The organism is Citrobacter freundii complex sp. CFNIH2, assembly GCF_002880615.1.
GTDB lineage: Bacteria > Pseudomonadota > Gammaproteobacteria > Enterobacterales > Enterobacteriaceae > Citrobacter_A > Citrobacter_A amalonaticus_F.
Window position 1 is genome coordinate 4,249,045 of sequence record NZ_CP025757.1, and the last position, 11,958, is coordinate 4,261,002.

The following is an 11,958-nucleotide window of genomic DNA, read 5'->3' on the forward strand; positions in this document are numbered from 1 at the left end:
CCAGGAACGCTGATGATGACAACATTACTACCCGTTTTTCGCACTTCTCTGTCATTCACTTTCCTTCACGGCGAGCGCAGTCATGACGTCTGCATGTCGCCCGGCCACTCTCACTTTTTCCTTCTTATCCCGGAGGGAAGATACCGCTGAACGTCCGTTTAGTGGGGTTTTGTGACACGCATTGTTTACTAACAGGGATTATGGCGGGTCGATTATGGACAACATTAAGCGTCATCTGACGTGGTGGGTTGTGGGCGTACTGGTGGTGATCGCTGCTGGCGTGTGGTGGGTACTACGGCCCGCAGGCGTACCGGACGGTTTTGCTGCCAGCAACGGCAGAATCGAGGCGACGGAAGTGGACATCGCCACCAAAATCGCCGGACGTATTGATACCATTCTGGTGACAGAGGGGCAGTTTGTTCGCCAGGGCGAAGTGCTGGCGAAGATGGATACCCGCGTGTTGCAGGAGCAACGGCTGGAAGCCATCGCACAAATCAAAGAGGCCGAAAGCGCCGTGGCTGCCGCACGGGCGCTGCTCGAACAGCGGCAAAGCGAAACCCGCGCTGCCCAGTCGGTGGTGAAACAGCGTGAAGCCGAGCTGGATTCCGTCTCCAAACGTCACGTCCGTTCCCGCTCGCTCTCCCAGCGTGGCGCGGTCTCGGCGCAACAGCTGGATGACGATCGCGCCGCGGCGGAAAGCGCACGTGCGGCGCTGGAGTCGGCAAAGGCGCAGGTCTCCGCGACGAAAGCAGCGATTGAAGCCGCACGCACCAGCATTATTCAGGCGCAAACCCGCGTCGATGCCGCGCAGGCGACCGAACGGCGGATTGTTGCGGATATCGAAGACAGCGAGCTTAAAGCCCCGCGTGATGGCCGGGTTCAGTACCGCGTGGCGGAGCCGGGCGAAGTGCTGGCGGCGGGCGGTCGGGTGCTGAATATGGTCGATCTCAGCGATGTTTACATGACGTTCTTCCTGCCTACCGAACAGGCAGGTTTGCTGAAAATTGGCGGTGAAGCCCGTCTGGTGCTTGATGCCGCACCGGATCTGCGTATTCCTGCCACTATCAGTTTTGTCGCCAGCGTCGCGCAGTTCACGCCGAAAACCGTTGAAACCAGCGATGAGCGCCTGAAGCTAATGTTTCGCGTCAAGGCGCGTATCCCCCCGGAATTACTCCAGCAGCATCTGGAATATGTCAAAACCGGACTGCCAGGCATGGCGTGGGTGCGACTGAACGAACAGCTTCCCTGGCCTGACTCGCTGGCGGTGAGGTTGCCGCAATGACCTCTCTGGCGCTGGTTCCCGTTCCTCCCGTGGCGCACCTTGACGGCGTGAGTCAGCATTACGGGACCACGGTGGCGCTGAATAACATCACGCTGGATATCCCCGCGCGCTGCATGGTGGGGTTGATTGGCCCCGACGGCGTGGGGAAATCAAGCCTGCTGTCGCTCATTTCCGGCGCTCGGGTGATTGAGCAAGGCAACGTCATGGTGTTGGGCGGCGACATGCGCGATCCGAAACACCGTCGTGACGTCTGTCCGCGTATTGCGTGGATGCCGCAGGGGCTGGGAAAAAACCTGTATCACACGTTGTCGGTGTATGAGAACGTCGACTTCTTCGCCCGTTTGTTTGGTCATGACAAAGCCGAGCGCGAAGCGCGGATTACGGAGTTACTGAACAGCACCGGTCTTGCCCCGTTTCGCGATCGTCCGGCGGGGAAACTCTCGGGCGGGATGAAACAGAAGTTGGGTCTGTGCTGTGCGCTGATCCATGATCCGGAATTATTGATACTGGATGAACCGACCACCGGCGTTGATCCCCTGTCTCGCGCCCAGTTCTGGGATCTGATCGACAACATCCGTCAGCGGCAGACCAACATGAGCGTGCTGGTGGCGACGGCGTATATGGAAGAAGCCGAGCGTTTTGACTGGCTGGTGGCGATGAACGCCGGCGAGGTGCTGGCGACCGGCAGCGCGCAGGAACTCCGCGATCAAACCGCCAGCGCGACGCTGGAACAGGCGTTTATCGCCCTGTTACCGCAGGCGCAGCGCCAGGCGTATCAACCAGTGGTGATCCCGCCGTATCACGCAGAGCAGGAAGAGATCGCCATTGAGGCAAAAGACCTGACCATGCGCTTCGGCAATTTTGTCGCCGTCGATCACGTTAACTTTCGCATCCCGCGAGGGGAGATTTTTGGCTTCCTCGGTTCCAACGGCTGCGGTAAATCGACCACCATGAAGATGCTGACCGGGCTGCTGCCTGCCAGTGAAGGTGAGGCCTGGCTGTTTGGTCAACCGGTTGACCCGAAGGATATCGACACCCGCCGCCGGGTGGGCTACATGTCGCAGGCGTTTTCGCTGTACAGCGAGCTGACGGTTCGACAGAACCTTGAACTCCACGCCCGGTTGTTTCACATCCCGGAAGCGGAAATCCCCCAGCGCGTTCAGGAGATGAGCGAACGTTTTATGCTGGCGGAGGTTGAGGATACGTTGCCCGAGTCGCTCCCGCTCGGCATTCGCCAGCGGCTGTCGCTGGCGGTGGCGGTGATCCATCGCCCGGAAATGTTGATCCTCGACGAACCAACCTCCGGCGTTGACCCGGTGGCCAGGGATATGTTCTGGCAACTGATGGTCGATCTGTCGCGTCAGGACAAAGTGACCATTTTTATCTCCACCCACTTTATGAATGAAGCCGAGCGCTGTGACCGCATGTCGTTGATGCATGCCGGAAAAGTGCTCGCCAGCGGTACGCCGCAGGAGCTGGTTGAACGGCGCGGGGCTGCAAGCCTTGAAGAGGCGTTTATCTCCTGGCTCCAGGAGGCGGCGGGCCCGGCGCCTGAAGCCTCTGTGCCAGTTGAAACAAAACATGAAGAGGCGAAGCCGCCGCGTCAGGGATTCAGCCTGCGGCGACTGTTCAGCTACAGCCGTCGCGAAGCACTGGAACTCAGGCGCGATCCGGTACGTTCGACGCTGGCGCTGCTGGGAACGGTGATCCTGATGCTGATCATGGGTTACGGCATCAGCATGGACGTCGAAAATCTGCGTTTTGCCGTACTCGATCGCGATCAAACCGTCAGCAGCCAGGCCTGGTCATTGAATCTGGCGGGTTCGCGCTACTTCATTGAACAGCCGCCGCTGACCAGCTATGACGATCTCGACCGGCGGATGCGTTCCGGCGAGGTGGCGGTGGCCATCGAAATCCCGCCCAACTTTGGCCGTGACATTGCGCGGGGGACGCCGGTGGCGATTGGCGTCTGGGTGGATGGCGCCATGCCCAGCCGTGCCGAGACGGTAAAAGGTTACGTGCAGGCGATGCACCAGAGCTGGTTACAGGACGTGGCGAGCCGCCAGCCGACGCCGGTGGGGCAGAGTGGACTCATGACCATTGAAACGCGTTATCGCTACAACCCGGACGTGAAGAGCCTGCCGGCCATTGTGCCGGCGGTCATCCCGTTGTTGCTGATGATGATTCCGTCGATGCTGAGTGCACTGAGCGTGGTGCGGGAAAAAGAGCTGGGGTCGATCATCAACCTGTACGTAACGCCTACCACCCGCAGTGAGTTTTTGCTGGGTAAACAGCTGCCATATATCGCGCTGGGGATGCTGAATTTCCTGTTGCTGTGTGCTCTGTCGGTGTTTGTTTTTGGCGTACCGCACAAAGGCAGTTTCCTCACGCTCAGCCTGGCCGCGCTACTGTATGTCACCATCGCCACCGGGATGGGGCTGCTGATCTCCACGTTCATGAAGAGTCAGATTGCGGCGATTTTTGGCACGTCCATCATTACCCTGATCCCGGCGACGCAGTTCTCCGGGATGATCGATCCGGTGGCGTCGCTGGAAGGACCGGGGCGGTGGATCGGCGAGATCTACCCAACCAGCCATTTCCTGACGATCGCCCGCGGCACATTCTCGAAAGCATTGGATCTCACCGATCTCTGGCCGCTGTTTGTACCGCTGCTGATCGCCATCCCGGTGGTGATGGGGCTGAGCGTGCTATTGCTGAAAAAACAGGAGGGGTGATGCGCCGACTACGCAATATTTATAATTTAGGCATCAAGGAGTTGCGCAGCCTGTTGGGCGATAAGGCGATGCTGACGCTGATCGTGTTTGCCTTTACCGTCTCGGTATACTCCTCCGCGACCGTGCTGCCGGGGTCGCTGCATCTCGCGCCGATTGCCATTGCCGATATGGACCAGTCGCAGCTCTCGAATCGTATCGTCAACAGCTTCTACCGTCCGTGGTTTTTACCGCCGGAGATGATCACCGCCGATGAGATGGATGCCGGGCTGGATGCGGGTCGCTATACCTTTGCGGTCAATATTCCGCCTAACTTTCAACGGGACGTGCTGGCCGGAAGGCAACCAGATATTCAGGTGAACGTTGACGCCACGCGTATGAGTCAGGCGTTCACCGGCAACAGTTACATCCAGAATATCATCAGCGGCGAAGTGAACAGTTTTGTCGCGCGTTATCGCGATAACAGCGAGCCGTTGGTTTCGCTGGAGACCCGAATGCGCTTTAACCCAAACCTTGATCCGGCGTGGTTTGGCGGGGTGATGGCGATCATCAATAACATCACCATGCTGGCGATTGTGCTGACCGGTTCGGCGCTGATTCGCGAACGTGAACACGGCACGGTGGAACACCTGCTGGTGATGCCGATCACCCCGTTTGAGATCATGATGGCGAAAGTCTGGTCGATGGGACTGGTGGTGCTAGTGGTCTCGGGGCTGTCGCTGATGCTGATGGTGAAAGGGGCGCTCGGCGTGCCGATAGAAGGGTCCATTCCGCTGTTCATGTTGGGTGTGGCGCTGAGCCTGTTCGCCACCACCTCGATCGGTATTTTTATGGGCACGCTGGCGCGTTCCATGCCACAACTGGGGCTGTTGATGATTCTGGTGCTTTTGCCACTGCAAATGCTATCTGGTGGTTCCACGCCGCGCGAAAGCATGCCGCAGGCGGTGCAGGACATCATGCTGACGATGCCGACGACACATTTTGTCAGTCTTGCGCAGGCAATTCTCTACCGCGGCGCCGGGTTCAGCATTGTCTGGCCGCAGTTTCTGACGCTCCTCGCCATTGGCGGCGTATTCTTCCTGATCGCGCTACTGCGTTTCAGAAAGACGATTGGCACGATGGCGTAATCAGATGCCGGATGGTGGTTACACCTTATCCGGCCTACGGGAGCGCAAAATCCAGGCCGGGCAAGCGAAGCGCCCCCGGCGGCATCGTTGACGCTTACTCTTCCTTCGGCAAACACTGTAAATGGCCGTGGCGCACGCCGCGCTGGGCGATAACATCATCGGCAAAATGCTGAACATCGCCCATATCGCCTTTCAGGACGGCAATCTCCAGACAGTCGTCATGATTGATATGCACATGCAGTGTGGCGACGGACAAATCATGGTGATGGTGCTGGGTCGACACAATGCGACTGGCTAAATCACGCTTCTCATGTTCATACACGTAGGAGAGCACCGCAAAGCCCTGGGTGCCGTGCTCCTGAGTGGTTTCCTGCGCCAGCGCGCCGCGCAGAATGTCACGAATGGCTTCGGAGCGGTTGTTGTAACCACGACGCTGGCTCAGGCTATCCAGCGTCTCCAGTAAATCGTCATCAAGCGTGATGGTGACTCGTTGCATCAGATATCAACCTTACGAAATGGCGCGATGGCGCACGGGGTAGGCGGGGAGTACCGCCTTTTGTAGCACACGACCGGCCTCGGAGGAAAAGGTTAATGCCTCACCCACCGTTTGTGTCTCAACTATTTGCCCGTCTTCCATCACCATTACGCGATGGCAAAAACGCTCCACCAGCCGCAGATCGTGGGTGATAAACAGGCAGGCGGTACCAAACTGCTGCTGTAGTTTTTTGAGCAGACGAATGACGCCTGCCTGCAACACCAGATCGAGATTCGACACCGCTTCATCGAGAATCAACAGTTTCGGCTCCACCACCAGTGCGCGGGCCAGACAGACGCGCTGGAGCTGACCGCCGCTGAGCTGTGGCGGACGTTTATCCAGCAGGTTTTCATCCAGATCGACGGCGTTAAGCATCTCGCGTACTCGCGCCAGCTGTTCGGCTTTGGACAATGAGAGTAAATGACGCATCGGCTCACGCAGGATCTCGCAGACGGTTTTACGCGGATTCACCGCGCTAATGGAATCCTGAAAGACCATCTGGATATCACGGCGAAATGCCTTTTGTTTAGCCCGGTTCAGTTTTGCCAGCGGTTCACCGCGCCAGCTCACGCTTCCCTGACTAGGCGATTCCAGCCCGACCAGCAGACGCGCTAACGTACTTTTCCCGCAACCGCTGCGCCCCAGCAGGGCAACGGTTTCGCCGCTTTTCAGGTTCAGGGAGACGTCTTTCAGTACCTGCTGATGCTGATGTTTCCCCAGACTGGCATGGGCATACTGATGAGAGAGGTCAGAGACGCTGAGTAAAGTCATGAGGCTAACTCCATACCGTACAGGGCGAGATGTGCCGATACCAGACCGCGGGTGATGGCGTGTCTGGGGGCCCTGAACAGGGTTTCCACGTCGCCCTGTTCGACGATGTTTCCGTTATCCATCACCGCCACATCGTCGGCCAGTCGTGCGACCACACCCATATCGTGCGTCACCAACAGCATGCCCGGCGCCCGGCTCTGCATAATGCTCTCCAGCAGATCGAGGATGCGCGCCTGCGCCACCACATCCAGGTCGGTGGTCGGCTCATCGGCGACGATAAACGGCGCATCGGACAGTACCGCCATCGCGATCATCATGCGTTGCAGCATGCCGCCGCTCATCTCGAACGGATAGAGCTTCAGCACGCGATCGGCATGCTCCAGGCCCACGGCTTGCAGGGCGTGGATAAGCGTGGCGTCATCTGCCGGTTTACCCAATGCCTGACAGGTTTCCCGCGCGTGAGTCGCCATCGTATGCAGCGGATTAAACGCGCTGCGCGGATTTTGCATAATGGTGGCGATTTTGAACCCTCGCAGGGAACAAGGTGCCACCGGCTTACCGTCAGCAAGAAGCGTTCCGCTTGTCTGGCGAACGCCTGCGGGCAAAATCCCCAGCGCCGCCGCGCAGGTCAGCGATTTACCGCTACCGCTGCCACCCACCAGCGCCAGCACACGTCCGCGTTTGAGCGTCAATGATACGTCGTGCACCAGCGGGCGATCGGCCTGTAAGGCGATGTTTTGCAGTTCAATGTGCTGTGGCATCAGTGGGCATGCTCCGTGACCAGATGAGGATCCAGGTGATCGCGCAGGGCGTCACCCACCATATTGAAGGCCATCACGGTGATAAACAGCGCCAGCCCCGGCCAGAACATTTGCAGCGGCTGGGTCCAGATGTACTGGCGGGCGTCGTTAATCATCACCCCCCATTCCGCCGTCGGTGCCGTCACGCCAAGGCCGAGGAAAGACATCCCGGCAACGTGCAGCATCATGTGGCCAATATCCAGCGTGGCCAGCACCAGTAACGATGGGATCACCGCCCCGGCCAGATGGTCGATGAATACCCGGACATGACCCGCGCCGGAAAGCCGTGAGGCGAGAACAAACTCGCGCTGGCGCAGGGAGATGACCAGACTGCGCACCATCCGCGCATACCACGCCCAGTGTGACAGGGCGATGGCGATAATCACGTTGGTGAGTCCCGTGCCCAATACGCCGACCATGAAGAACGACAGAATGGAGGTCGGGAAGGTCATAAACATATCGGCGATACGCATGGTGGCCTGATCGACGCGACCACCCAGCAGTCCAGCGCTACCACCGACGATCAGTCCCAGCGCCAGCACCAGCAGCAGACAGGCCATCACCGAACCCAGCGACACGCGGGTCGCAGCCAGCAGGCGAGAGAAAATATCGCGTCCCAGATGGTCTGTACCCAGCCAGTGCTGGCTGTCCGGCGCCAACAGGCGCGAGGGTAAATCGATCGCTTGCGGATCATACGGCAGCCACCACTGGCTGGTCAGCGCAATCACCGCCAGCAGGGCGATGACAATCATGGCCAGACGAACCGACCAGCGTGAAGAGAGGAAAAAGTTCACGAGTGCGCTCCTTCATGACGACGAATGCGCGGGTCCAGCGCGGCGTTCAGCAGATCAACAATCAGGTTACAGACCACGAAGACCACCACCATCATCAGCGTAAAGCACTGAATCACCGGGTAGTCGCGGTTAAAGATGGCCGAGACGGCATAGCGGCCAACGCCAGGCCAGGCAAAGATGTTCTCGATAATCATCGTCCCGCCAATCAGTTCGCCGATGTGCATCCCGACCGCGGTGATGACCGGCAGCGAGGCGTTACGCAAAATATGGCGGCGCTCGGTTTGTTTGTCGTTCAGTCCGCGCAGGCGCGCCCAGGTGACGTGACGCTGCCCGGCGACTTCTAACATGCTGGCGCGCAGGAGTCGGGCATTAATCGCCAGGGACATAAAGGCGATCGACACCGCCGGTAAAATAAGATGCTGCCAGCCGCCGTAGCCCATCGCGGGCAGCCACTGCAGGTATACCGAAAAGAACATCACCAGCAGGAAGGCGAGCCAGAAGTTCGGCATCGACACGCCGAGAAAGGCGATCAGTCGCACGACGAAATCTGGCAGACGGTCGCGGTGGCGCGCCGCCCAGATGCCGAGCGGTACGGAAGTCAGCAGGATCAGCACCAGTGCCGCGCCCGCCAGTTCCAGCGTCGCGGGCAGGAAATTCAGCATGTCATCCAGTACCGGGCGCTGGGTAGCGAACGAGATACCAAAATCCAGATGCAGCGCTTTCCACAGCCAGGTGCCGTACTGCACGACAAGCGGCTGATCCAGTCCCAGCATTACGCGGGTTGAGGCCACCATTTCCGGCGTCGGCGGCAGGTTCGATAAGCGCAGATAGTCGAGCGCCGGGTCGCCGGTGCCCAGGCGCAGCATCAGGAAGATGATCACCGAGGCGGCGAAAATCATCGGAATCAGCAGCAGAATGCGCCGCAGTACATAACGCAACATCAGGGTTTCACCGGTTTAATCTGTTCGAACGGAATTTCAGAAGCGATAGGCGCATACGGAATTGTGCCCAGTTCAGGTCTGGCGACCACCATCATCGAGACATAGCTGATGGGCAGATAGACCGCATCGTTGTGCAGGCGGGTCAGGATGTCTTTGTACAGCGCCTGACGCTGGGTGTCGTCGGTGGTTTCCAGCACCTCGCCAATCTCTTTGTCAATCAAGGCTTTGTCAGCCAAACCCTGCTGTGCCTGGTAATCCGCATGCGACGGCACGCGCATCGAACTCATAAAGGCGTGCGGGTCATACGGCGCGCCCCAGGTGCGGTTGAAGATCATACCGAAGCGACCGTCGCGCTGGCGTGCGTAAATACTGCTCTCTTCTTCGCCGATCAGTGCGACATCAACACCAATCTGGCGCATATCGGCCTGGATAATTTCCGCCATCGACTTACTCAGCGCATCGGTGCCAATGAACGACAGCTCAATGCGCAGCGGTTGACCGTTTTTCTCACGAATGTCTTTGCCCGCGGGTAGCGTCCAGCCGGCTTTTTCCAGCAGATCTTTCGCCTGCTGCGGGTCGTACTGACGTGGTTTCAGGCCAACGTTGGCATAAGGGACCGTCGGGGCGAACAGCGTGTCGGCGACCTGCTGCGTGCCGTACAGCGCATTGTCGATCAACGATTTCTTGTTCACCGCATAGTTCAGTGCTTCACGTACTGCCAGCTCATTGGTCGGTGCTTTGGCCGAATTGAGCGCCAGCATTACCGTTTCAATCGGCTGGGAAAGCTGGGTACGGTAGTTCGGGTTCTGACTGAAACGGGCGAAGGTATCGAGCGGCAACAACCCTTCGTTACCGTACAGCAGGTCGATGTCGCCAGTTTCAAACGCTACGGCGCGGGTCGTCGGGTCCGGGATCACTTTGACGGTAATCTTTTGAATCTGCGGCTTTTCACCCCAGTAGCGATCGTTGCGTACCAGTACATCGTACTGATTGAGCTTCGACTCTTTCAGTACCCATGGGCCGGTGCCAATCGGCGCTTTAATGCCGCGCATCGTTTCGTTGTCTTTAAATTGCGATGGCGCGATAAAACGGAACGGGCGCGGCAGCGCCAGCTCTTGCAGGAACGGGTAATAGGCGCTTTTCAGGGTGATTTGTAACTGGTTTTTGTCGAGCGCTTTCACGTCGACGATCTGATTGACCAGTTCCAGCCAGGCATGACGCTGACGGTTATCGAGTACCACGCGGAAGTTTTCCGCCGCGGCATGGGCGTCGAACGCATCACCGTTTGAGAAGGTCACATTATCACGCAGGGTGAAGGTCCAGGTTTTGCCATCTTCCGTGTGGGTCCAGCTTTTCGCCAGCCACGGAATGACCGAACCATCGGCCTGATACTTCACCAGCGGTTCATAGACCATGCTCTGGGCGAACATCTGGTTAGGGGTATACAGATGGGGGTTAAGTGGCCCAACGTTGACCGGCCAGGCGGTAGTGATTTCATCAGTGGCAGCGGCGTGCGTAAGGAATGACGCACAGGCCAGCAGCGCAAAAAGTGTGCGGCGTAGTCTGGACAAAATGGTGATCCCGAATGATGTAGAGGTACGACTTAATGAGTATGACGATTCTAAAGAATCATCATACTTTTGACGTGTTCTGGATCAAGAGAAGGGCGGTCAAAGGCGTGAATTATACGAAAATCGTATGTCATTCACACTCTCCAGACATCGTTGCGCCTTCGTCCAACTTGCCTTTGTATGGCGAAAGCGATTTTTCAGCAACCCTAAGGATATTGTGGTGAATGTTATGACTCACTATTTTAATATGGGTGATTAATGAGAGTTTTAATCTCTTTTCTATTTTTTAATTATACCCAATAAACCTCAAGATGCAGATTTCAGCACCTGAAAGTGATCATTAATTCGGGATGACAGAGAACCTGCTATATCCGGCAGCGTCTGGTTAAAAAACTCAGATATTGCGTCCCTGAATTCCTTCGTACTACTGAAGTAACGATTATTCCGGGCATGTTCGTTCATTAACTTCCACATTCGCTCTATCGGATTCGGATTCGGACTGTAAGGTGGAAGATAATGTAGCCTGATATTTACCACCTCCGCCCAGTCTTTCACTAACTGTGAACAGTGATAACCTGCTCCATCCAGAATAACGTGAATTTTCTGGTTGTAATCAGGATAAACCTTTCGTATCTCATTGAAAAAACGGGATACGTTATATTCATTAATCGTTTTATATTCGCAGATTAGCGGGTATTCCGGGGTCTTCAGATTCAGCGCCCCCATGATATTCAGCCGGGTACGACCTGCCTGTTGTTTTTACTGCTTTTTTCTGACCTTTGCATATCCAGCCGTAGCTGATTTTAGTGGCCTGAGTTGGATGGACTCCATCAATAAAAAGAACCGGTTCATCACCCACGGTTTCTTTCAGTTCCTCATAATATTCAATAAATTGTCTTTGTTTCTCTTCACTGAACTTATGGGGGACACCTGACGGCTTTTTGTAAGTGAAGCCGTTACGATGCAGCTACTTGTTCATGCCCGGAACGCTGAAAACGATGTTCCATGTCCGGGCAACAAACGCAATAACATCGCGGGCATGGTGAAACAAATTATCGGTTAACTGACTGATTAATAAGGCTGTTTGTTCAGAACTGAGTTTACTGTCTGAGCCGCCGTTTTCGGGCTTAAGCTTGCCTTTGTTCAGAAACTCGCTGATATGGTGGTCAACGGTCGTCTGATGCAGACGTAAAGCCTGAGCAATCATGGCAGAACTCCAGCCTTCGGAGGCCAGAAGAATGGCTTTAATACGATCGCAAACGCGCTTGTCACGACTGGAGTCGTGAAGGCGCTCAAGTTCAGCTTTTTGTTGGTCAGTGATGAATATTTTCATGGTGAACAGCATGATCTCCTGTTGCCGAAAAATCAAGCATCTTCAATGATCACGGGTATAAACATTAAATTT

9 protein-coding genes and 1 pseudogene are annotated in these 11,958 nt (G+C 56.8%); 3 read left to right on the plus strand and 7 right to left on the minus strand.

Features of this window, described 5'->3' with window-relative positions:
• Nucleotides 1-214: 214 nt before the first annotated feature.
• Genes WM46_RS20820 through WM46_RS20830 form a run of 3 tightly spaced genes read left to right on the plus strand, consistent with a single transcriptional unit; the run spans nucleotide 215 to nucleotide 5,141 of the window.
• Nucleotides 215-1,282: an HlyD family secretion protein gene (locus tag WM46_RS20820; protein WP_061076009.1), complete on the plus strand. Its 1,068-nt coding sequence runs from the start codon at nucleotides 215-217 to the stop codon at nucleotides 1,280-1,282.
• On the plus strand, nucleotides 1,279-4,017 hold the full coding sequence (gene rbbA, locus WM46_RS20825) for a ribosome-associated ATPase/putative transporter RbbA (protein ID WP_102603202.1): 2,739 nt from the start codon (nucleotides 1,279-1,281) through the stop codon (nucleotides 4,015-4,017). Before WM46_RS20820 ends, rbbA begins: the two co-directional genes overlap by 4 nt.
• Nucleotides 4,017-5,141 (plus strand): ABC transporter permease, encoded by a 1,125-nt coding sequence (locus WM46_RS20830; protein WP_102603203.1) that lies wholly within the window; start codon nucleotides 4,017-4,019, stop codon nucleotides 5,139-5,141. Before rbbA ends, WM46_RS20830 begins: the two co-directional genes overlap by 1 nt.
• Nucleotides 5,142-5,235: 94 nt before the next feature.
• On the opposite strand, the gene nikR is transcribed toward WM46_RS20830, so the two are convergent.
• The 7 genes and pseudogenes from nikR to WM46_RS20860 all read right to left on the minus strand — a co-directional run bounded on the left by nikR (nucleotide 5,236) and on the right by WM46_RS20860 (nucleotide 11,898).
• Complete coding sequence (gene nikR, locus WM46_RS26425) at nucleotides 5,236-5,637, minus strand: nickel-responsive transcriptional regulator NikR (protein WP_042323093.1); 402 nt, start codon at nucleotides 5,635-5,637, stop codon at nucleotides 5,236-5,238.
• A 12-nt stretch (nucleotides 5,638-5,649) separates the two neighbouring features.
• Nucleotides 5,650-6,447: a nickel import ATP-binding protein NikE gene (gene nikE / locus WM46_RS20835; protein ID WP_187394408.1), complete on the minus strand. Its 798-nt coding sequence runs from the start codon at nucleotides 6,445-6,447 to the stop codon at nucleotides 5,650-5,652.
• The gene (gene nikD / locus WM46_RS20840; protein ID WP_102603204.1) at nucleotides 6,444-7,208 is read right to left on the minus strand and encodes a nickel import ATP-binding protein NikD; all 765 of its coding nucleotides are present in this window, start codon (nucleotides 7,206-7,208) and stop codon (nucleotides 6,444-6,446) included. The genes nikE and nikD overlap by 4 nt, the downstream gene beginning before the upstream one ends.
• The gene (gene nikC, locus WM46_RS20845) at nucleotides 7,208-8,041 is read right to left on the minus strand and encodes a nickel ABC transporter permease subunit NikC (RefSeq protein ID WP_102603205.1); all 834 of its coding nucleotides are present in this window, start codon (nucleotides 8,039-8,041) and stop codon (nucleotides 7,208-7,210) included. The genes nikD and nikC overlap by 1 nt, the downstream gene beginning before the upstream one ends.
• Nucleotides 8,038-8,982 (minus strand): nickel ABC transporter permease subunit NikB, encoded by a 945-nt coding sequence (gene nikB / locus WM46_RS20850; RefSeq protein WP_102603206.1) that lies wholly within the window; start codon nucleotides 8,980-8,982, stop codon nucleotides 8,038-8,040. Before nikB ends, nikC begins: the two co-directional genes overlap by 4 nt.
• A complete protein-coding gene (gene nikA, locus WM46_RS20855; RefSeq protein ID WP_102603207.1) occupies nucleotides 8,982-10,556 on the minus strand; it encodes a nickel ABC transporter substrate-binding protein in 1,575 nt (524 codons plus the stop codon). The genes nikB and nikA overlap by 1 nt, the downstream gene beginning before the upstream one ends.
• Nucleotides 10,557-10,859: 303 nt before the next feature.
• A pseudogene (locus tag WM46_RS20860) lies at nucleotides 10,860-11,898 on the minus strand (IS630 family transposase).
• Nucleotides 11,899-11,958: the final 60 nt, after the last annotated feature.